Genomic DNA, 22,903 nt, shown 5'->3' with positions numbered 1-22,903 from the left:
CTCGCAAACTCGCAAACTCGCAAACTCGCACTTTTTATCAGACATAAGCAAACTCGCACTTTTTATCAGACATAAGCAAACTCGTATCAAATATGCGGCTAATAATTAACCTGCTACTGCCTTTGTTGCGTATAACTTTAAAAAAAGTTCAATAATTATCGTAATAAGTGTAAATCCGTCAGTTAATTGATGAATTTTTTTGCTACAATTGTCTGGCAAGTAATGTGAGTGAGTTCAACAGCACCATGTGCAGTTAATCTGCTTCCTTTTAGTGAGGTTGATCTTGGTCAGTATATTGTTTTTGTAAAAGTCATATCATAAAACGGCTCTATGCTCGAGCTAACTTAGTCAATTAGTTGATAAAGTCGGGATTATTCGAGCATGAGGCTGTTAATAACCTTGTTTTAATCAAGGGTTTTAATTATGATCGCTTCTATTTTAAAATTTCGAAAAATTAACCTGCTGTAACTGATGTTCTCAATATAGCAAGTGTTGAGAATCATAGTGGAGATAAGTGGATGAGCAATGCGCCTGTAGACAATGGCCGACGTCGCTTTTTAACCATAGCTACCTCTGTTGTAGGTGGTGTTGGTGCGGCTGGGGCTGCTGTTCCTTTTATTGCGTCTTGGAATCCAAGTGAGCGAGCTAAATCTGCGGGTGCGCCTGTAGAAGTAGATATCAGCAAACTTGAGCCGGGACAATTAATACGTGTCGAGTGGCGTGGTAAACCTGTATGGGTTGTATCACGGACCCCTAAAATGCTTGAGCAGATGAAAGAACACGAAGGTCAACTTCGTGATCCGCAATCGCAAGAGCCACAACAATTAGAATCATCAACAAATGATTACCGTTCATTACGCCCTGAGATATTTCTCGCGGTAGGTATTTGTACGCATTTAGGGTGTTCACCTGGCTTTTTCCAAGGTAATTTTGGTGAAAAGGTTGAGGGAACAGATGATGGTTTCTACTGTCCATGTCACGGTTCTAAATTTGATATGGCTGGCCGTGTATTTAAATCGGTACCTGCCCCGTTAAACTTAGAAATACCACCTTACACATTTCTTGATGAAACCACTATTTTAGTGGGCGAAGAAAAAGGGGTAGCCTAATGTTCGGTAAAATTATTGGTTGGATAGACGACCGTATCCCAATGACACGTGTTTGGAACATGCATATTGCACAGTATCCAGCACCGAAAAACTTTAACTTCTGGTATTTCTTTGGCTCATTGGCCATGTTAGTACTAGTAAACCAAATTCTTACCGGAATTTGGTTAACGATGAACTTTGTTCCGTCTTCTGAGGGCGCATTCGCTTCAGTAGAATACATCATGCGTGATGTAGAATACGGCTGGTTACTACGTTATTTGCACTCAACAGGTGCATCAGCGTTTTTCATCGTTGTATATATGCATATGTTCCGTGGCATGATCTACGGTTCTTACCAAAAACCACGTGAATTACTGTGGTTATTCGGTATGTTTATCTTCTTAGCGTTAATGGCTGAAGCATTCATGGGTTACTTATTACCATGGGGTCAAATGTCATTCTGGGGTGCACAGGTAATCATTTCACTATTCGGGGCTATTCCGGTTATTGGTGATGACTTAACACTTTGGATCCGTGGTGATTATGTAATATCAGGTGCAACGCTTAACCGCTTCTTTGCATTACATGTTATTGCTTTACCATTGGTTATCGTAATTTTAGTATTCTTACACATTGTGGCACTGCACGAAGTGGGTTCAAATAACCCTGACGGTGTTGAGATCAAGCGTAAGAAAGGCTCTGTTGCTGAAGAAGATAAGCCTAAATTTAAATTCCATGAGTATTACACTGACAAGAAAGATATTGTTGATGCGATTCCGTTCCACCCTTATTACACAGTAAAAGATATTGTGGGTGTGGTTGGTTTCTTAATCTTGTTCTGTTGGGTGGTGTTCTTTATGCCTGCGATGAATGGTTTCTTCCTTGAAGGACCAAACTTTGAAGCGGCAAATCCACTTAAAACACCAGCACATATTTTCCCAGTTTGGTACTTTACGCCATTCTATGCAATCTTACGTGCAATCCCAGATAAACTAATTGGTGTTGCTGCGATGGGTGCATCGATTGTAGTGCTGGCGTTATTACCTTGGCTTGACCGTGGTACGGTTAAATCGGTTCGCTACCGTTGTGGCTTCCATAAATGGAACATTGCAGGGTTTGTTGTTACTTTCGTACTACTTGGTTGGGTGGGTGCAACTCCACAAACTGACTTTAAAACGATTGTCTCGCAAATCTGTACTGTGACTTACTTTATGTTCTTCGTACTGTTGTTTGTATACAGTAAGAATGAAAAAACTAAGCCATTGCCTGAGAGGTTAACGAAATGATGAAAAAGCTTATTATCGGTTTATTTGCTTTATCAATAAACGTATTGCCGGCAATGGCGGCAGGTCCATCGGTTCCATTAATGGAAGCCGGTAATGACCTAACTGATCAGCCTTCGTTGCAACGTGGTGCAAAGTTGTTCATGAACTACTGTCTTGGTTGTCACCAAATGCAGTATCAGCGTTATGAGCGTACTTTCCGTGATATCGGTATTCCAACAGCCGTTGGCCTTGAGCAGTTAATTTTTGACGGTTCAAAAGTTGGTAGCCATATCACTAACGCAATTACTAAAGATGATGCAGCAAAATGGTTTGGTGCGGCTCCGCCGGATCTAACTCTAATTGCACGTGTAAAATCTCCGGATTATATTTACACGTACTTAAAGTCATTTTATAAAGATGAATCTCGTCCGTTTGGGGTAAACAATATTGTTTTCCCACTGGTAGGTATGCCTCACGTTCTGCAAGAACTACAAGGTTTACCAACACCTATTACTGAAGAAGTCGAAGAACATGGTCACACTGTGACTAAAGTTATTGGTACTGAAACAGATGGAACAGGCGAAATGAGTGTAGACGAGTACGATCAAGCGGCTCGTGACTTAACTAACTTCCTTGAGTACGTGGGTGAACCTTCACGTCTTGAATCAGAAGCGTTAGGTATCAAGGTTATCGGATTCTTAGTTATCCTATTTATCTTGGCATTCATGCTGAAGAAAGAATACTGGAGAGATGTTCATTAATTTTGAACATATTTAAAGGTAATTTTGCAATAGGGGCTTAAGCCCCTTTTGCTGTTTTTGTTATTTAATGGAGGTAGGCATGGCCGTAGCTGCCAATAAGCGCCCTGTAATGACCCTTTTTTCTGGTGCTAACTGTATGTATAGCCATCAAGTACGCATTGTACTTGCTGAAAAAGGCGTAAGTGTAGATATTCATCTGGCTGAAAAGGACAACCTGCCAGAAGCACTTCATGAAATTAACCCTTACGGTACAGTGCCAACACTGATTGACCGTGAGCTTGGTTTATATCAGGCAAACATCATCATGGAATACCTTGATGAACGTTTTCCTCACCCTCCACTAATGCCTGTTTATCCGGTAATGCGTGGCCGCAGCCGTTTAATGATGCATCGCATCGACACAGATTGGTACAGCCTTGCTGCTAAAATTTATGCTAATGGTGCAGAGTCTGCACAAGCGCGTAAAGAACTAACAGAAGCTTTACTTGCTGTTTCAGCAATCTTTACTGAAGCTCCTTACTTTATGAGTGAAGAGTTTAGTTTAGTTGATTGTTACTTAGCACCATTACTATGGCGTTTACCAGAGCTTGGTATTGAGCTAACTGGTGCAGGTTCTAAAGAGATGAAAGAATATATGATCCGTTTATTTGAGCGTGAATCATTCCAAGCTTCTCTTACTGAAACTGAGCGCGAGATCCGTTTGTAATGACGCCTAATCGTCCTTATTTACTTCGTGCTTTCTTTGATTGGATTGTTGATAATCAGTGTACACCGCATTTAGTGGTTAATGCTGATTTTCCAGCCGTGCAAATACCAACACAGTTTGTTCAAGATGGACAAATTGTGTTGAATATTAGCCCATCAGCTGTCACACAATTCTCAATGGATAATCAGCAGTTAAGCTTTAGTGCCCGCTTTGGTGGTCAGCCAATGCAAGTATACGTGCCTATTGGTGCCGTGCTTGCGATCTATGCCCGCGAAAACGGTGAAGGCACTGTGTTTACTGCAGATGAGTTTTTAGAAGATGAAGACGAGTTTGCAGCTGAGTTAGAAAGTGTTGATATCGCAGATGAATTATTACCTGACGAGCCAGCTCCTTCTAAGCCTGAAAAGAAAAAAGGCTCACACTTACGTGTTATTAAGTAATATGTAATTGTTTGATAAAAACCGCTGATTAAGCGGTTTTTTTATGCGCGCAATAAGCACGCATATTAATGGTATGCAGGGAGCAAATACGTGGTTTAAATTTGTATTAGCAACGTTAATTTGACCACCTAATTAGATATTTTTATGAGGTTCTGCTGTAAAACAAGCAGCACTGTGAACTGATACATTATCTAACTTGAGCCTAAGTGGCATCACACGATATAAAATAATTATAAAGTAAAAATGCAACAACTAGCTTTAATTAAAAGTGTACCGATTAAGTATTCAGCTTGCTCTTGTGTTTTCTATAATTCAGTATTATTTCCTAGTGCTTATTTTCTTATTAGTATAATATTATGATAATTTCATAATCTTCCACAATCCTTTGTAATCTTTCACAATTCTTTATAATTCCAACAATTTTAATAATTAGGTATATACGATGCGTAGTAACCTGCCTGTTACGACTAAAGAAAAAACATTCAATAATAATATTAAGTTAATTACAGTAACAGATACTCAAGGCAACATTCTTGAATGTAATGAAGCTTTTATTGAAATCAGCGGGTTTAAAAAAGCAGAGTTAATAGGTCAGCCTCATAACATAGTAAGGCATCCTGATATGCCTTCAGAAGCATTTAAAACAATGTGGTCTTATCTAAAATTGGGTAAACCATGGATGGGGCTTGTAAAAAACCGCTGTAAAAATGGCGATTATTATTGGGTCGATGCTTATGTTACACCCATAACACAAGACAATAAGATTGTTGGCTATGAGTCAGTTCGTTCTTGTCCATCACGACAGGCGGTTGCTCGGGCTACGCAGCTTTATCGTGATATCAACAAAGGTAAAAGCCAGAAAATGCATTTACCAGTGTCTTTAGAAAATTTATTGCTAACTTTTTCAATTATTATTTGCGCAATATTATTTTTAGCTGGTTATGCAAGATTGTCCGAAGGTATTTTGTTTACATCAGTTGTTATTTTTGCCATTTGGGTTTCTATAGTTAAAAAGAAAACTCTCAATGCGCTTAATAATATGCTTTCTCACTCATTTTCGGATCCTCTTGCAGTCAAAAGCTATACCGATGATGCTGGTGATTTAGGAAAGCTTAAAGTTGCTATTTTAAGTCAACTTGCTCATTTAGGGACGATTATAACTCGTATCGAGAGTTCTGCGCTGGTTGTTGCTAAGGAATCTGAGAAAGGTGCTGAACTGACTGATAAAACAAGAAGAGATATTGAAAGTCAGCAGTTAGAAACTATGCAAGTTGCTACAGCAATGAATGAAATGTCTACCGCTATTGCTGAAGTATCGAAACATGTGAGTGATACTGCATCACAAGCTGACAAAGCCAATGAGCTGACTTTAAAAGGCTCTGAAATAGCCAATATTACCCATAATTCTATTCAAAAACTGCAGCTTACGGTTGAGCAAATTAGTAGTTCAGTACGAGGTGTTTCAGAACAAACAGCACGAATAGCTAATGCGGCTCAAATAATTGAACAAATTGCTGATCAAACTAACCTACTAGCTTTGAATGCTGCAATTGAAGCCGCTCGTGCGGGTGAACAAGGCCGTGGTTTTGCTGTCGTAGCAGACGAAGTTAGAAGTCTAGCTCAGCGTACCCAAGAATCAACTAAAGAAATCTACGGTATTGTTAGCGAATTAACGCAGCGTGCAAGTGACGCGGTAGAAATAGCTGATGCAGGGGCTATTGATGCAAAAGATGGTCTTTCTCATGTTATTGAGAGCAGTAAAATGCTAAATGGTGTAACCGAGTCTGTAGGTCAAATTGCTTCTATGTCTACTCAAATGGCTGCAGCAGTTGAAGAGCAATCCCATGTTGCTGAAGATATCAATCGTCAAATTGTAAATATTTCTGCACTTGCAGATACGAGTACTGAAAGCTCCAATAAGTTATCAGAAACTATTATCTATCTTAATAAGATAGCTGATGAGCTGCATGAACTCGTTGTTCGCTTCAAACAATAAAGTAAAAAATTTATCAAAAGCCATTTCTTAATTATGTATGTTGATATTGATATGAAACTAATGAGTAAAAAACTTGGAGAAGTAAATGAGCGCACCTGATTACCCCGCTGATGAATCTGCTCGCTTAAATGCTTTAAAACACACAGGTTTACTTGATTCGCTTGCTGAGGAGCGATTTGATCGTATCACGCGATTAACTGCACATTTTTTTAATGTAAAAATATGCTTAGTTTCTTTGGTCGATAGTGACAGGCAGTGGTTTAAATCAAAGGTTGGATTGGATGTTTGTCAAACTGGGCGTGAAATCTCTTTTTGCGGGCATGCAATTTTACAGCCGGATGTTTTTGTTGTTACCGATACAATAAAAGATTCTCGTTTTTCGACAAATCAGCTAGTAACACATGAACCTCATATTCGTTTTTATGCAGGCGCACCAGTACGCGAGTCCAGTGGGCAACCAATAGGTACGTTATGCATTATTGATGTTGTGCCCCGTGATTTTTCAAGTGATGAAAAGCAAATGCTACGTGAATTCGCTGATATGGTGGAGCATGAAATTACTCGGCTAGACCAGGAGGTTTTTAAGCAACAATTACATTCTACTATGAAAAAAAAGGCATCAATTTTAGCTACGTTGCCAGATATGGTGTTTGTGATTGACCGAGAATACCGTTTTATATCATGTAATGAACACCCTGATTTACCGATACCTCAGCATGAAATTATTGGCCACACTATTAATGATCTAATGCCTAATGAGCTAGGCTGTCAACTTATAAGCAAAGTTGAACAGGCTTTTAATGCAGATGATGCTATTCATCAAAATAATACATTTACTACTAAGTCAAACAGGTCGTTTGAAGTTCGTTACAAAAAGATTGATAAAAATGAGGTATTACTCGTTATTCGTAATATCACAGAACAATTACTCGCAAGCGAAGAGTTACGACGCCTTTCAGAGGTTGTCAGACAAACAACAAACGGAGTTATAATCACCGATAAAAGTGGTTTAGTTGTTTGGATAAATGAAGCTTTTACTGCTATTTCGGGTTTCAAATTAGATGATATCTCAGGAAAAAAACCAGGTGAGTTGTTGCAAGGGCTAGATACAGATCCTGAGACAATAAATGAAATGAGACATGCTATTAGCGCAGTCAAGGGGTTTAACGTCGATGTGCTAAATTACTCCAAAAATAAAAAGCCTTATTGGATAAGAATAGCATGTAATCCACTGTTAGATAATGAGGGCAGGCATTCAGGTTATATTGCAATACAGACTGACATAACAAAAGAAAAGCTAGATGAACAGGTTATTCATAACAGTCAAAATTTACTTAAAACTGTTATTGATGCAAACAAGATTGGTACATGGCATTTAAATATTCAAACTAGCGAGTTACTCATTAATGACAATTGGGCTGATTTATTAGGTTATAAGCTTGCTGAGTTGCTTCCATTAAGTCGTTTTAGCTGGGAGAAGCTAACTCATCCTGATGACCTTCATTATTGTTTATTTCAACTTGAAAAACATGTTTCTGGTCAGCTCCCGAGCTATGAAGCTAACATGCGGATGAAGCACAAAAATGGTGATTGGATTTGGATCAATACCCGTGGAAAGATATCCTCTCGCACTGATGATGGTAAAGCAGAGTGGTTGCTAGGTACGCATTTTGATATTAATGATCAAATCAAAGCTGAAAGCTCTCTCGATGAAAAATCAAAACAAATGGTCGCCGTCGTAGAAAGTATGCTTGATGGTGTTATTACTATCGATAGTATGGGGGTAGTGCTCACATTTAACCAAGCCGCAAAGGAAATTTTTGGTTATAGTGATAATGAAGTTATAGGTAACAATATTAGCATGCTAATGGGTTCACCGCACCGCGAGCACCATAATCACTATTTAAAAAAATATATAAACAATGGGAATAGTGATATTACTGGGCGCATTCGAGAGCTTGATGCATTGCACAAAAACGGCGCTACCTTTCCTATTGAGCTAGGTGTTGTCGAGGTGAAAAATGCTGGTGAGATCAACTTTATTGGTATTATTCGCGACATTACTCAACGTAAAAAACGTGAACAGGAAATACATAAGCTAGCGTTTTATGATTCACTTACTATGTTACCAAACCGTCGTTTGTTACTTGATAGATTGCAAAATACTATTTCCCATTGTGCTCGAAGCTGCAATTTCGCTGCAGTCTTATTTTTAGATTTAGACAACTTTAAAAATTTAAACGACAGTGCTGGACATAATAAAGGGGATTTATTGTTATGTAAGGTGGCTAATCGATTAGTTAAAGCAATAAACCATGGGGATACTGTGTCTCGGCTCGGTGGTGATGAATTTGTTATTATTGCTGCTGATCTGGGGGATGATGAAAAAGAGGCTGCTAATCAAGCTGAATCGATTGCTCAAAAAATTATGACCCGCTTAGCGCAAGAGTTTAATCTTGATGGTTTAACATATAATAGTTCAGCAAGTATTGGTGTAACTATGTTTAATAAAGCAAACACATCAACAGAGGAGCTACTCAAGCAAGCAGACTTAGCTATGTATAAGGCAAAAGATGCTGGTCGTAATGGGGTGCAATTCTTTGACCCTCAGATGCAGATTGCTGTTAGCTCAAGACTTACTCTTATCGGTGACTTACACGAAGCGGTAAATCAACAGCAATTCACTTTGTTTTACCAAAAGCAGATTAACCAATACCAACAAGTTGTTGGTGTTGAAGCACTATTGCGTTGGGTTCATCCTATAAAGGGCATTATTTCACCTGCGGACTTTATTCCATTGGCAGAGGATACTGGGCTTATAGTGCCTATAGGTGAGTGGGTATTGCAACAAGCATGTGAAACATTAGCAAAATGGGCAAAAACTCCTGCTAAAGCTAGTTTTACCGTTGCAGTTAATATTAGTGTTGTACAGTTTAGTAAAAAAGACTTTGTTCAGGTAGTTCTCAAGGCACTTAATAGCTCAAAAGCTAATCCAGGGCGTCTAAAGTTAGAAATCACCGAATCTCTCTTAGCAAATAATATATCCGATGTTAAAGCTAAGATGCGAGAGCTAAAGCAGCATGGGATTACATTTTCAATTGATGACTTTGGTACGGGTTATTCGTCTTTGTCTTACCTAAAGAAACTGCCTTTGGATCAGTTGAAAATAGATCAGAGTTTTGTCCGTGATATTATTAATAGTCTTAATGATAAAGCGATTGCTCAGGCTGTTATAACACTAGCTAGTTCAATGGATTTAGAAGTAATAGCTGAAGGGGTTGAAACAGAAGCACAACGGTTATTATTACAGAGCATGGGCTGCAATGCCTATCAGGGTTATCTGTTTGGTAAACCATGTATATTTGAAGAAATACAATTTTAATATTTTATTGTAGCAATAATGCGACTTAAATAGAGGGCATCGCGTTGTGGGCTTTTTTAGTAAAACCAAGGGCTAGCGATTTTATACGATATTTATTTGTGACGAAGGCTGAATTAAGTTTCAGCTACGGGTGATTAAAATGGAGAGACCGTGTTAACCTAATGGCAAACACGGCTGAAAATTCTTTATCTTTATAAGTACTCAAATACCTTAATAACGCGTTCTACACCCGAAACATTACGTGCAACGCTTACAGCGGTGTTTGCTTCTGCATCTGATACTAAGCCCATTAAAAATACTTCGCCATTCTCAGTTACTACTTTGATGTTGTTGCTACTGATGTTGTCGGTGGTAAGTAATTGTGTTTTTACTTTCGACGTTAGCCAAGAATCATGAGTCTGGGTGCTCATGCTAATGTTAGAGCCAATACGAATTTGGTTATGTATTTTGCGTATAGCAGGTAAGCCCTCAATCGTACGCTGAGCCTCGTCTTTCATTTCTTGAGTTGCAACCTGGCCTATTAACAATACAATGCCGTTAACGCTAATCACGCTGATATTGGCATGATCAGCAAGGCGAGGTACATCGTTTATTGCGACCCCAGCTTTGATTTCGATATTACTATCATCGATTTGCGAACCAAGAGTACGACGATCGTTGGCTGCGGTAACGGCACCAGCGGTACCTGCAACAACTGCAGCAGCGCAGCCTTGTAATAATAGTACTGTACTAATAACAATTAGAGATTGTTTCAACATTAGCTTTCTTCCTGTGGGAATAGGGTCAAGTCGACGAGTTCACTCAAACAGTGAAGATTAACCAAGTGAGATTCTATGATGCGGCTCGGACGTTTTGACGGAACACGAATTTCGACATCATTGGCGCCGAGTAAACCTACTAGCTCACCGCCATCATCACCAACCATAACAATAACTTTCATATCTTTGGTGAGTGCGGCTTCGACTGCCGATATGATGTTTTTTTCGTTGCCATTAATTGCTAAGACCAATAGTAAATCGCCTTGTTGAGCAAACGCTCGTATTTGCCGCGCAAAAGTTTCTTGGTCGTCACTTTGGGTGCTTTGACCAAGATTGATATGTTCTTGTGACAGCGCGATTGCCGGTAAACAAGGACGTTCTGTTTCGTAGTAGTTGATCAATATACCGGCCATATGCTGAGCAAGCATATGACAGCTCGCAGTACCGCAACAAATCAATTTATTACCATTGATTAGGCTTTGCGCTATGGTAAATGCAGCGGCTTCTAGGGCGCTTGGGAGTACTTCGCCGGCGGCTATTTGCACCTGAATGCTTTCAGTAAAAATCTCTTTTATAGTATCTTGCATATTAAAATACGTTTTTTATCCAATTAAGTTGTTGCGATGTGCCGCCTGTTATTGCGACAAAGTCGATTCTTATTGCTTGATCACTAAGCTTTTTGGTTGCTAAATAATGGTAAATAGAGCGCTTTAAACGTTCTTGCTTTTGTTTACCTAAAGCGTGGATTGCTCCACCCTTAACATAGCTACTGCGAAATTTCACTTCCACAAACACTAGCGTGTTGCCATCGCGCATTATTACATCTAGCTCCCCGTAGGGGCAGTTATAGTTTCGCTCTAACGGGATCAGCCCTTGCGTTACTAAGTATTTTTGCGCTTGTAGCTCGTAATACTGGCCTTTCTCTCGGCTATTTTGCCACAGTTGTTTAAACCACGACATCACAACATCCTTGTTTTATATTGTTTTATATTGCTTTTAGCTACTCACTGTTTGACCGGCTGGTAGCTGATTGCATAAATAATGGTAACGGTGCTGATGTTGCTAGCTGCACCGCCTGGATTTGTCTATTTTTGTATTGCGCCCAATTAAGTTGGCGATTTATTTGCCCATCACTGGTAATGCTTAATTGACCGGTTAAGCCATTAAACCGCTTACCGGGAAGCATACTCAATTGTGTGATACTACTTAACATAGCAACCGAATCATAGGCCATCGCAAATAAACGCTGACTTATATCAGCCTGTTCTGGCCACAGCGAGTTATATTGCTGACGCAAGGCATGATCTTTGACTTGTCCACTGAGCATCCATGGTAACTCGGTAAAATACAAACCATCGAGATCGCCTTTATCGGTGCTATCGATTTGCTTGCTATGACTTTTTGAGCTGGCATACAGAGGAATGCGATCAGCAAAGGTACTCACATTTACATCTAAATAAGGTTTAATCAAGCGAGTTTCGATAGCATCACCGAGAATATAAATAACATCAATATCACGACGAGAGCGGGTTTCGCTTTCTACTTCTTGTTTAAATAATGACTTAACGGTCGCAATACGTTCTTTTGATTTATCAACTTCTAACAGGTTAATAATGGTGGTTGGCATATCTTTTTTATCATTATAAAGACCAACTTCTGGTGTGGTTTCACTATAGCGTTGCCATTGTCGGTTAAATAAATCCACTAAGCGCTGGCCTGAACTATTATTTGGCGCAAGCAGCATAGGTTTTTGATAACCAACCGTTAAAAAGTGCTCAAGTGCTTGCTGTATTTCGTGTTCAGGATTAAGCGCAAAGAAGTAATGCTGTGGAGACTGGCGCTCACCATCAAAGGTATTTAAGTGCAAAACTGGGTAATCTTGTAATGCTTTGCTTGCAACTAGCTTATCAATGTTCGCTTTGAGTAACGGCCCAATTATAAAGTTTGGTTTAATTTCGAGTAATTTTGCAGAAAGCTCAGCAGAGCTAAGCATTTCATCAATAAAAATGGTTTCATCAATAGATGAGTTATCTAGTGCTGCTAACACGCCAGCTTTTAAGGCATCACCTAGGCGTTCATTAGCACCTGATTGGGGTAATAAAACAACTAAACGTTCAATATTCAGTGGCTCAGCAGTAATTAGATCCGCAGCCTTTTTTGGTAATACCGCGATTGCCGGATGGCCTGAATAACGGCGCTGCCAATTATTAATTGCTTGGTCAAGTTCTACAGGGGCACCTAAGTAAACTTTATGATATAAAGCTAAATTTACCCAACCTTGCTGTATCACTGAGCCGCGGTTAAAGCGTTCAAGGGCATAAGATGAAAGCTGCTGAAGGTTCTGCCATAACGCACTATTTAATTGTGGGATCGTTAAGTTCTTTTTACTTGCGGTTTCAGAAGCGCGAAAAAAATATGGCATCGCTTGTTTTGGTAAATTTTGTGATGCGTAAATACTGGCGGTTAAATATTGATGCCAAGCAAAATGCTCCGGTTGAGTCAATTGGCTGTCTAAACTGGCTAGCATCTCAAGTGCGAGGGTATTCTTGTTTTGTTGCATTTGCGCAAAAGCGGTATAGAGTTTATTTTGCACTTGGTCTACGCTAGGTGTGCGTTCTAATTCAGTACTAATTTGCTCTAACAGTGGCCATTGTTGCTCTACAATCGCAGCATCACGCGCACTATAAAGAAGTTGGATTTTGTCAGCGCCTAGGCGATTTAAGGCTAGTTGGTACATAGATTGTGCGTCAGTCGCTTGAATTTGTGATGCGCTATTAGCTGAACTGAGGTTTTCACTGGTTTTAGTCGGTTTTTCGGTTGTACTACAGGCCGATAACCCTGACAATATGATTAATAGACTAACAAGTTTAAGTCGCACAATGATTTCCCAATACGTTAACGCGATTTGCTTATATTACTGACTGACGCAGGAGACCTCAATGTTAAATGAGGAGAATTCACAGAAAATCGGCACTCTTTACATTGTAGCCACCCCAATCGGCAATTATGACGACTTAAGTCAGCGTGCAATCGCGACTTTATCGCAAGTTGACTTAATCGCTGCTGAAGACACGCGCCATACCGGTAAGTTGCTTAGTCACTTTGGTATTAAAGCTAAAACCTTTGCTTTGCACGACCATAATGAAAAGCAAAAAGCGCAACAAATTATTGATCAACTTAATCAAGGTTTAAATATAGCATTAGTTTCGGATGCAGGCACACCGCTAATTAGTGACCCTGGTTATGCGGTTGTTAATTTATGCCGAGAGCAGGGCGCACATGTCACACCCATACCAGGAGCATGCGCCGCCATAACAGCTGTATGTTGTTCAGGTTTACCAACAGATCGTTTTCAGTTTATTGGTTTTACCCCAGCAAAAAGCAAAGCTCGCCAAGACTTTTTTATTGAAGCGGTTAATTCCAATATAACCAGCATTATGTACGAAAGTACTCATCGCATCATGGCAAGTTTAGATGACTTGGAGATAGCGCTTGGTAGTGAGCAACAAGTGGTGTTTGCTAAAGAGTTGACCAAAACCTTTGAAACATTTTTTAATGGCACAGTAAGTGAACTTAAACAGTTTTTAACCGACGATCCAACCAAACAGCGCGGCGAAATAGTGCTAATGTTGCCTGGTAATCCAAAGCAGGTTGATGATATTCCGCCAGAAGCACGTAAAATGTTGGCGTTACTTGAGAATGAAATGCCAATGAAAAAAGCCTGCGGTATAGTGGCCGATTATTTTGGCATGAAGAAAAATGCCCTTTATAAAACAATTATTGACGAAAAAGGCTAAATCTTTACTGCACATACAATCCAGCTCAGGTATACTGCGCGCCGAGTCAGCCAAGATGATCGCTGCCTGCAACGAAAATGCGCAGGGGGAGGAAAGTCCGGGCTCCATAGGGCAGGGTGCCAGCTAACGGCTGGGGGGCGTGAGCCTACGACAAGTGCAGCAGAGAGGAGACCGCCAATCTTCGGATTGGTAAGGGTGAAAGGGTGCGGTAAGAGCGCACCGGGCCACTAGCAATAGTTGGTTGCAAGGTAAACTCCACCCGGAGCAAGACCAAATAGGGTTCCTTATGGCGTGGCCCACGTTGGAACCGGGTAGGTTGCTTGAGCCATAGAGCGATTTATGGCCTAGACGAATGATTATCACTTTCTTCGGAAAGGACAGAACCCGGCTTATAGGCTGACTCACTCATTCAATAAAAAAGCCCGCAGTTAACGCTGCGGGCTTTTTTGTGCTTGAAATATACGCTCTAAATCCAAACTAGGCACAAATGCTATAAGCCATTTTCTTAGTCGCAATAAGAAAAACGATGATATTAACCTCTTTCATTAGCGCCTAACCTATTGCTTTATTGCTAGTTTAGGGAATTAGAATGAGCGTGATCGAGGGCAGTACAAGGGAGTTTGGCAATACAACGGTGCTATTACATAGCTTAGGTTCATCATGCTACCGCATCGAGTGGTATAGCAAGATGACTGGGGCATCAACCAGCTTGACGCGGATCAAACTAGGAAAATATTTAGTGCTCCGTAAATGGGCATCAGCGCTTAATATACAGGATGTGTCCAGTGAGTTTGATCGGCGTAATAGTGCACTTATTCACTTTTTGAATAATGTCGATATTGTGAAGTCTAAAGACGATTTGATACTTGCAGCAAAACAGCACTGCGTTAATCTTTTCACTAATTATGAAGGCTTAAAGCCAATCAATAAAGTCACTTTTCCTAAGCCTCGGCTGCAAGGTGCTATTGGCAAAAAAGTGGTTATAAAATCAAAAGTCGGGGATAAGGAAATTGCTCAAGGATTGCTATTACAGTTAGTCGGTAATCAAGCTGAAGTGCAAGTACCTGCTAACGATAATGAGGCGATACAGGTAAGGAAAAAGTTTTATTCCAAGCAAGTTTATATTCGCTAGCGGACTTGTTCATCAGCTGATATGGGGAATGTTGCATTAATGGTGAAGCCTTGCTCGTTTGAGAATGAGCATTGGCCGCCAAGAGCAGTCACGCGTTCATCAATGAAAGCGAGACCATAACCACCAGAATGTGAGGCGGTTGTCGCGACATTGCCATTATCCTGAATAATTAACGTGATCAGATCCGAGTTGGAATCTAAACTAATTACCAACTCAGATGCGCAGCTGTGCTTGATGCAATTGGTGATTGCTTCTTGGCAAATTCGATAGATCGCAATTTGATGTTCATCTCTAATTGCTTCGTTTATGCATAAATGTGTTATATACCTAACTTTTTCTTTATGCATTAAGCTTTTAAACTTCCCTTGTGAAAGTGCTTTTGCTAAGCCTAATTCATCAAGCTCACGCGGACGCAGATAATGCATCAGGTGATAGACTGAATCATACATTGAATTAGCATTTTGTTTTAACGTAGTCACAATCGCGCTGACGCTTTTATCCGTCATACTGGTTAAAACGGCAAGATCGGTTTTAAATGCAGTCAGGTTTTGCCCTAATTCATCATGAAGCTCTTGTGATAAATGCTTTCTCTCACTTTCTTGTACATTCACCATTTTGATAGCCAGTTGTTGGTTTTTTTCTAATTGCGTTCTAAGTTCAATGTTTGTCAGTGTTAGCATATTATTTTTTTGTCGCAGCTCTGCTGCTGCCGCACCGAGTAATAAACTCGTTGCGGCATTGGTCAGAATAAACAATTGGCTAATATAAGTATTAGTTGCATCTTGTGTGATGCTTGCTTCTAATATTATTAAGCCATTTGCTGCTGCTGCGCCAAATATAGCGCCTGTAATACCAAAGTGATAAGAAAACCAAATAATTGGTAGTAGGGAAGCCAAGCGTAATAGTGAGTAGATATCAGGGCGCAGCAGATAAATCGACAGCATTAATAGGGTAAAAACAGTGACTGTGATAATTAGTTTAACTCCGCCCTCTAGGCTAAAGGCTCGGTGATAACTGTTAGCACACAAAATAATAAAAGGTGTGATAAACAAGCTGCCAGTTAAATCACCTAAAGTCATATTTAACTGATATTGCAGTAGTTGTTTACCTTCTAACCAAGTTGTGAACTCAAAAGAGCTGGCAAACAAAAACCATTTTGATGCTGCCGCTAAGCTTGCTAGTAAAATAAGCGAAAGCACACCTTTACTATCTTTTATCGTTGGTGGCCAACGGCTATGCTTAAAAGCGAAGACAATGGCTAAATAGATAGCCTCTTGCCACGCACCATGCAATAAATTTAAATGCCATTGCTGGGTATAAAAAGAACCTAAATACGCTGCATAGAGTCGTGATGCTAACCATATTATTGGCCAATAGCGTGTTGGGAACATAATAACAAAAGCCAGTTTAATACCTGCAGGGAGAAATATAGCACTACTTTGTGGGACGGTTTCTAGATGGTTACTAACCCATGTAGAGGCACACAGCGCGATTAAGTAAGCAACGCAAACCGCGCATTGCTTAGCTGCCCCTAGTACTATGTTTGTAGTGGAAGGTGTGGCAGTGATAAGCCTAGGCCAACTCATTAAGTTGAATAACCCCGATATCAATGGCAACTTTTAATAGTTCAAATGAAGTTGTTGCGTTTAGTTTATTACAAATATTTGTTTTATGTACGTGAGCGGTTTTCGGCATCATGCCGAGCTGTTGAGCAACCTGTTTGGCATTTAAGCCTTTGGCAAAAAGTGGTAGAGCCTCTATTTCTCTATTTGTTAAAAGGTCTTTTTTATCAGAAACACAGGTGTAGTTGAAGTTAACGTCTTCACTGATGTAGCGATGGCCGCGCATTACTGTTTTTACCGCATCAATCATAGCGTCTGAAGCTGAGCGCTTTGACACATAACCAAGCGCCCCAAGTTGTATTGCATTGCTGACGTACGGTTCATGGTCGTGCATAGAAGCTACAATGGTTTTTATTTCTGGGTAATGCTCATTTAAGTATGATAGAAAAGTCAGGCCAGTCTCACCTTCGTGCATTGAAATATCAACGATAAAGACATCTGGCTGGTCAATATTTACTGCTAACTTTGCTTCGTTCACTGAGCAAGCTTCAATTGTTACTTGCCAGTTTAACTCGAGCTCAAGTAGTTTTTTAAAACTATCTCGAACTAACTGATGATCTTCAATGATACCAATCCGCATAAATCCCTCCATTTTCAGGAATTATACATCTAAATCAATTTACTATGTCTAAGAATTATTCCTAGTGAAATTACCTGTCGATTCTTAAGATGAACGTTAATGTAGGTTTGTAGCAATGATGTACTGCAAAAGAGGTGTGAACCGTGCAAAGGGCTAAGTCTTGTTACTATTAATCGCTTTAAACACTGAGTAGCTAACGGCTAATACTAGACAGATGGTGGCGGGGATAAAGAGTGCATTAAATTTATAAAACTGGAATGCATAAGCACCTAATGTACCACCGCAAATGAATCCTGAGATGATCAGTAAAAACAACAGTGCTTTGCGTTTATCAAAGGGTTCGCCTCTTAATTTAGCGCCAAGCATTAGCCCTAGATCAGTAAAGATACCGGTAACATGGGTGGTGCGAATAACTGCGCCGCTGTAAGTGGTGGCTAACGCATTTTGTAAGCCGCAGGCTGCAGATGCTAAATAGTGCCCGTTTACAGAGTCATTCGATAAAAAATACACTGAGCTTGCTAACAGAATGGCTTCAAATAACAGCAAGCTGCTGTAGTTATGGCCAAGTTTTAATGCACCACTTTGCAAAAAAGCGCCGGAGATCGCCGCACCAGCTAAAAAACTCAGTAGGATAAGAGCTAGGTGTAATACATCAGTAACGTGGGAGGTAACAAGGCTTGTGCCAAGGAGTGTTGCAGTGCCTGATAGATGTGAAATTGATTGATGTTTGAAGCCTAGTAACCCTATCGAATTAACAAGCCCAGCAACAAGCGCAAGTAAAAACGATCCATATTCTACCCAACGAGGCAATTTTGAAATCACGGCTAACAGTTAATTTAATAAAATCTGTTTGGTAACCTATCAGTTCGTTATTTATTAAACAATAGCTAGCTAAGTTTTCTGTGCATAGTTTGTGCTGGATCAGCAATATTTAGGTAGCTGTTGTGGATTGGTTGCTTACCAGTGCTAAAAATTCCTGTTCGGGTAATGGCTTTGCAAACAAATAGCCTTGGCCATAATCACACCCTATACCAAGTAATAATTGCTGCTGCTCTGGTGTTTCAATGCCTTCGGCAATCACTTTTAAACCAAATTGATGTGCCATAGTGATAATTGCTTTGCATAACGCGAGATCTTGATTGTCGGCTTGAATGTTATCAACAAAACATTTATCAATTTTTAAATAATCTGCGTCCATTTGTTGCAAGTAGGCAAGCGATGAATAGCCGGTGCCAAAGTCATCTAAAGCGAGTTCCATACCGGATTTTACCAGCGCTTTCAGACGTTGTTGAGTGAGTTGCTCTGGTGCGATCATTAACCCTTCGGTGATCTCGCTAACAATTGCACTCGGTGGTAAATTGGCGGCTTTTAGTAAGGCTGGCCACAGATCAATACCGCTATCAAGGCAGCTAAATTGTACCGGCGAGACATTAATACTAAGTTGAAAGTTGGCATCAACCTGCGCTCGTAAAATCGTTAGCGTTTGTAATGCGCGAGTAAATACAAATTGTCCTAATGGGTTGATATATCTAGACTCTTCGGCCAGAGGTATAAACTCTGCGGGACTAATTACGCCGCGTGTCGGGTGGCGCCAGCGCAATAGTGCTTCTGCTTTATGAATGTGTCCAGAATCTAGGTTAACGATTGCTTGGTAATAAAGATCAAATTGTTTTTGTTCAATGCCATAGCGCATGTTTTTGAGTAAATCCATACGCGCTTGTGCTTGCTCACGTAAGTTGTGATTGAAAAACTCAAAACAGTTACGACCATTTTGTTTGGCTTTATACATGGCTTGGTCGGCGGCTTTTAATAACAGCTCTGAGCTATCGCCATCGATTGGTGCAATAGCGATGCCGATGCTGGTTGCTATGTGTAGTTCTTCGCCTTCGAGTATAAATGCTTTTGTCATGGCATTGAGGATATCGTTGGCTACTTTTTTAATGTGTTCTTCAGTGACTAGCTTGGCATGCACAATGACAAATTCGTCGCCACCAATACGTGCAATAAACTCAATATCAACAATTTCTTGTTGCAAACGAATTGCGATCAACTTAAGTAATTCGTCACCATAAAAATGGCCTAAGGTGTCATTTATGTCTTTGAAATGATCAAGATCAAGTAGCATGATCACCAGTGGCTCATTAGGATTTAAGCTGTTGTTGAGGCGCTGATTTAAGCGTTCTTTAAGCTCAATTCGATTAGGTAGATTGGTTAAATGATCATAGTGAGTTTGATGCCATATCAGATCTTCTGCTGCTTTTTTAGCAGTAATATCGGTAAAGATCGCGACTCTGCGCTGCGCTTCAGAATGTTCATTGTATACAGTATCGATAGTAAGCCATTCAGTGAATAACTCGCCATCTTTACGACGGTTAATTATTTCACCTTGCCAACGACCCGTTTTTTGTAACTGTAGCCACATTTCATGATAAAACGCTTTGCTGTGTTTGCCTGAAGCTAAGATAGCGGTGGTATTGCCCACTATTTCTTTTTTACTGTATTGAGTTACTTCACAAAAAGCTGGGTTAACATCTAAGATAACGCCGTTTGGATCGGTAATAGCCATTCCTTCACTGCTATTTGAGTAGACCAATGAGGCCAGATGAGAGGCTTTTTCAGCGTTCTTTCGCTGGCTAATATCTTGCAATACGATGGTGTACTCGTTGCTATTATGCTTGGCACTGATCCGCGCTTCAAATACTTGCTCGACTTCGCTGTTATTGATTATTAACTCAAATTGGCTAGTTTTATTTTTACAGGGTAAATTCCTAAGTAACTGTTTACTTTTTTCTTCACCAAGTAGCTCGCGAAGATGTAACTTTGAACGCGTACACACCGGTAAATTTAACTGTGAAATTTGCCCACCTAAGTTCAGTACATCACCGTGAACATTGATCCGAATATAGGTATCAGGCAAAGCGTTTAATAAACTACTTAATTCGTCATGTTGGCGTTTGACACTCGCTTCTGCCGTCAGACGTGTTTGCGCCATCTCTTTAAAATGTTGATAGAGAGTATTCAGCTCTGGGCTATTTAAAGAAAACTGTTTTGGTAATAACCCTTGCGCAAGCTCTTTAATCGTCAGAGTGAGTTGTGCTATGGGCGTTAATACGTTGCGCTTTAATTGGCTATGAGCATATATAGAGAGGCCAATAATCATCAATGTAAATGCAGCTAATGTGATAAAAAATAGTTGGTTGGCAGCTTGAATTGCGTTATTAAATGGCATGACAACATAGACGTTTAGGCTATTTTTAGTTTCATCGGTATACATGGTTTTACTGTGTAAAATGTGATTAATATCTTGCAATTCAATTGTGCTATTGAGCATAGGTAGTTCAGAACTAAACCCATAGGCGTTAATATTTTCGCCAAACAGCGATGGATCGTTAGGGTAATTTGCAATAATGCGACCGTTGTTGTCGGTTATAACAGCAATGGCATCTTCGGGTAAGTGAGAGTTGGCAAGTATCTGGCTCCACCAATCTAATGTGACAACCGTTACTACCGCCCCATATACTTGTTGCTGCTGATCAATAAGTGGATAAGCAAAATTGAAACTGAGGGAATTGATACTGCGATCTTTTTGAAAATAGCCAATGGCAAAGCTTTTAGTTGCCACAGCATTTTTAAAGTATTCACGATCGGCAATATTAATATTTTCTTTGCGTCCTTGTAATAAACACACCGCATCGCCTTGTATATTGACGATACCAATATTTGCAATTTCAGGTTGAAGTTCTTGTATTTTAGCTAGGTAATAAGGGCAGCCGGTTTGTAGTGGCGCGGCAAAGTCTTTTAAATCCGCAAGCTGAATAGTAAATGTTTTAATTTTTTTGAGTAGCTCAGTTTGCTGCTCAACAAGCTGTTCGGCAACCGTTAAAGCCTGCAGCCGACTCTCTTGGCGCGCCGTTTCTTTAGCATGCCAAAGGCTAAATAAGATCACCAAAATACCTGGTAAGCTCAGTAAGATAAATAAACGATAAAGTCGGTGTTGTAACGATGAGGAAAAAATAACAATACTCTTCATACTGGGCTTTGGCATAAAATTGTAGCCAATTAAGTTGAAAATAACCATATACAATAAAAGGTTATTTATACTTTCTCTAATAAATAATAGAGCAACTACGCAAAAGAGTATGATTGCGCTACGTAAACCTCATTATTATAGTAAACGTAATAACCAGCTAAATTGACTTAGCTTTATTTTTTTGGATGAATTTTGGTTATGACCATTTAGCGCCTGAAAGCCTGCACCTGCCGTAAAGGCACTGGCAATACCTACATTCGATACTGCAAAGCGTTTAAGTCGGTAATTGAAAGCTTGATGATGTTGCTGTTTTAACGCATTGATGCTATTCATTTTTTGACTTAAGTGACGAACTTTATGATTTGGTTTCTTAATAAAATAAGCAATTAGCATTATTCACCCCTATTTATATTGAGTAATTGTTTAATGCTGTGCGCAGTTTTATCAAAGCCAATTTTACTGCTGATATAACCAATATTTTTCCACAGCCACATCAAACAAAGCAATTGTAAGCCAATTAGACACACAGCACTGAGCCATATTGATTGACTAAAGGCAAAAATCGCAAAGCCAAGTGTGATCAGCAAACCGGCCCACAACAATACTAAGCCACCGGCAAAACTTACCAGTAAAATAATAGTCAATGCCAAAGAGCGGGTTGATAGTCGCCACTCGGCACTCGCTAATTCTTTACAAATACCTGCCTGTTGGCGATAGTCCTGATAAAGCTGTTCACCGTATTGAGACAATTTAGCAAGATGATCTTGCCACTGATCAGCACTTTGCGGTGCAGGATCAGCGGCTTGATGCTGTTTATCTTTAGGATCGGTATGTGGTTGCATAATCGCTTACTTGCTACGGCGAAATAGTGCAGTTACTAGCATACCGGCTGCAAACGCAATACCAGCTGTAGCAAGCGGATTTTCAGCGGCTAATTGACGAGTTTTACCACTGTATTCAGACAGTTTTTCACGCGCAATTTTTTGCTTTTCAGTCAGAGTTTCAGCTGAGCTTGAAGCACCATGGCGAATATTTTGCTCTGCTGTTGCAGCCTTAGAAGACAGCGAATCAACAGCAAGATGAGCCGCTGAGGTTGCTTTATCTGTTAATGGCGATTCAGTGTGAGCAGCGATGTCATCAACTTTTTTACTGGTTTTTGCAGCTGAATTAGAACTCGATGTTGAAGTAGTCATAGTAATCGTTCCTTAAATATTAAAACTAAATTGTGTAATACTTGTTGCAGCCTTCGTACCACTTCTACAATCTTATTTAATTCCTTATAAATCAAATTTTTATTTTTTATTTTCCGAATTGGTTTGTTTGAAATAACAGCGTTTTAAGTAACT

Annotated in this window: 20 protein-coding genes and 1 other RNA gene; 10 read left to right on the top strand and 11 right to left on the bottom strand. The window is 39.9% G+C overall.

Annotated elements, in window-relative coordinates; genetic code table 11:
• Positions 1–518: 518 nt before the first annotated feature.
• From petA to H5203_RS08360, 7 genes are all read left to right on the top strand, one after another.
• Positions 519–1,109, top strand: coding sequence for a ubiquinol-cytochrome c reductase iron-sulfur subunit (gene petA, locus H5203_RS08390; RefSeq protein ID WP_145236799.1), 591 nt, complete (start codon positions 519–521; stop codon positions 1,107–1,109).
• Positions 1,109–2,374, top strand: a complete 1,266-nt coding sequence (locus tag H5203_RS08385; RefSeq protein WP_145236803.1) for a cytochrome b N-terminal domain-containing protein — start codon at positions 1,109–1,111, stop codon at positions 2,372–2,374. Before petA ends, H5203_RS08385 begins: the two co-directional genes overlap by 1 nt.
• On the top strand, positions 2,371–3,114 hold the full coding sequence (locus tag H5203_RS08380; protein WP_145236807.1) for a cytochrome c1: 744 nt from the start codon (positions 2,371–2,373) through the stop codon (positions 3,112–3,114). Before H5203_RS08385 ends, H5203_RS08380 begins: the two co-directional genes overlap by 4 nt.
• A 79-nt stretch (positions 3,115–3,193) precedes the next feature.
• The gene (gene sspA, locus H5203_RS08375) at positions 3,194–3,820 is read left to right on the top strand and encodes a stringent starvation protein SspA (protein ID WP_064667929.1); all 627 of its coding nucleotides are present in this window, start codon (positions 3,194–3,196) and stop codon (positions 3,818–3,820) included.
• Complete coding sequence (locus H5203_RS08370) at positions 3,820–4,260, top strand: ClpXP protease specificity-enhancing factor (RefSeq protein ID WP_145236812.1); 441 nt, start codon at positions 3,820–3,822, stop codon at positions 4,258–4,260. The genes sspA and H5203_RS08370 overlap by 1 nt, the downstream gene beginning before the upstream one ends.
• A gap of 442 nt (positions 4,261–4,702) precedes the next feature.
• Entirely contained in the window at positions 4,703–6,256 is a 1,554-nt protein-coding gene (locus H5203_RS08365) for a PAS domain-containing methyl-accepting chemotaxis protein (RefSeq protein WP_145236816.1), read from the top strand.
• Between the two features lie 85 nt (positions 6,257–6,341).
• Positions 6,342–9,638, top strand: coding sequence for an EAL domain-containing protein (locus H5203_RS08360; RefSeq protein WP_145236819.1), 3,297 nt, complete (start codon positions 6,342–6,344; stop codon positions 9,636–9,638).
• Between the two features lie 191 nt (positions 9,639–9,829).
• Here the strand turns inward: H5203_RS08360 and dolP are convergent, their stop codons facing one another.
• From dolP to H5203_RS08340, 4 genes are read right to left on the bottom strand one after another with little or no spacing between them, the layout of a single operon-like run.
• Positions 9,830–10,396: a division/outer membrane stress-associated lipid-binding lipoprotein gene (gene dolP, locus H5203_RS08355; protein ID WP_145236822.1), complete on the bottom strand. Its 567-nt coding sequence runs from the start codon at positions 10,394–10,396 to the stop codon at positions 9,830–9,832.
• Positions 10,396–10,983: an SIS domain-containing protein gene (locus H5203_RS08350; protein WP_145236825.1), complete on the bottom strand. Its 588-nt coding sequence runs from the start codon at positions 10,981–10,983 to the stop codon at positions 10,396–10,398. Before H5203_RS08350 ends, dolP begins: the two co-directional genes overlap by 1 nt.
• 1 nt (position 10,984) lies before the next feature.
• On the bottom strand, positions 10,985–11,356 hold the full coding sequence (locus tag H5203_RS08345) for a YraN family protein (RefSeq protein WP_145236829.1): 372 nt from the start codon (positions 11,354–11,356) through the stop codon (positions 10,985–10,987).
• A gap of 40 nt (positions 11,357–11,396) precedes the next feature.
• Positions 11,397–13,274, bottom strand: a complete 1,878-nt coding sequence (locus H5203_RS08340; RefSeq protein ID WP_182731660.1) for a penicillin-binding protein activator — start codon at positions 13,272–13,274, stop codon at positions 11,397–11,399.
• 61 nt (positions 13,275–13,335) lie between these two features.
• Between H5203_RS08340 and rsmI the strand changes: the two genes are divergently transcribed.
• From rsmI to H5203_RS08325, 3 genes are all read left to right on the top strand, one after another.
• Entirely contained in the window at positions 13,336–14,193 is an 858-nt protein-coding gene (gene rsmI / locus H5203_RS08335; RefSeq protein WP_149980608.1) for a 16S rRNA (cytidine(1402)-2'-O)-methyltransferase, read from the top strand.
• A 42-nt stretch (positions 14,194–14,235) separates the two neighbouring features.
• Positions 14,236–14,601, top strand: an RNA gene (rnpB, locus tag H5203_RS08330) — RNase P RNA component class A.
• A gap of 181 nt (positions 14,602–14,782) precedes the next feature.
• Positions 14,783–15,325: a hypothetical protein gene (locus H5203_RS08325; protein WP_182731654.1), complete on the top strand. Its 543-nt coding sequence runs from the start codon at positions 14,783–14,785 to the stop codon at positions 15,323–15,325.
• On the opposite strand, the gene H5203_RS08320 is transcribed toward H5203_RS08325, so the two are convergent.
• From H5203_RS08320 to H5203_RS08290, 7 genes are all read right to left on the bottom strand, one after another.
• Complete coding sequence (locus H5203_RS08320) at positions 15,322–16,911, bottom strand: MASE1 domain-containing protein (protein WP_182819582.1); 1,590 nt, start codon at positions 16,909–16,911, stop codon at positions 15,322–15,324. The genes H5203_RS08325 and H5203_RS08320 overlap by 4 nt on opposite strands.
• Positions 16,898–17,527 (bottom strand): response regulator transcription factor, encoded by a 630-nt coding sequence (locus H5203_RS08315; protein WP_149980610.1) that lies wholly within the window; start codon positions 17,525–17,527, stop codon positions 16,898–16,900. The genes H5203_RS08320 and H5203_RS08315 overlap by 14 nt, the downstream gene beginning before the upstream one ends.
• 153 nt (positions 17,528–17,680) lie before the next feature.
• On the bottom strand, positions 17,681–18,349 hold the full coding sequence (locus H5203_RS08310) for a YoaK family protein (protein ID WP_182731652.1): 669 nt from the start codon (positions 18,347–18,349) through the stop codon (positions 17,681–17,683).
• Positions 18,350–18,458: 109 nt separating this feature from the next.
• Entirely contained in the window at positions 18,459–21,572 is a 3,114-nt protein-coding gene (locus tag H5203_RS08305; protein ID WP_259401923.1) for an EAL domain-containing protein, read from the bottom strand.
• Between the two features lie 120 nt (positions 21,573–21,692).
• Positions 21,693–21,950 (bottom strand): hypothetical protein, encoded by a 258-nt coding sequence (locus H5203_RS08300; protein WP_182819581.1) that lies wholly within the window; start codon positions 21,948–21,950, stop codon positions 21,693–21,695.
• Positions 21,950–22,399 (bottom strand): hypothetical protein, encoded by a 450-nt coding sequence (locus H5203_RS08295; protein WP_182731649.1) that lies wholly within the window; start codon positions 22,397–22,399, stop codon positions 21,950–21,952. Before H5203_RS08295 ends, H5203_RS08300 begins: the two co-directional genes overlap by 1 nt.
• A gap of 6 nt (positions 22,400–22,405) precedes the next feature.
• A complete protein-coding gene (locus H5203_RS08290) occupies positions 22,406–22,750 on the bottom strand; it encodes a DUF883 domain-containing protein (RefSeq protein ID WP_182731648.1) in 345 nt (114 codons plus the stop codon).
• Positions 22,751–22,903: the final 153 nt, after the last annotated feature.

It is taken from the genome of Pseudoalteromonas sp. SG41-1, from assembly GCF_014164575.1.
GTDB classification, from domain to species: Bacteria; Pseudomonadota; Gammaproteobacteria; order Enterobacterales; family Alteromonadaceae; genus Pseudoalteromonas; species Pseudoalteromonas rhizosphaerae.
This window is presented reverse-complemented; position numbering and strand designations above follow the sequence as displayed.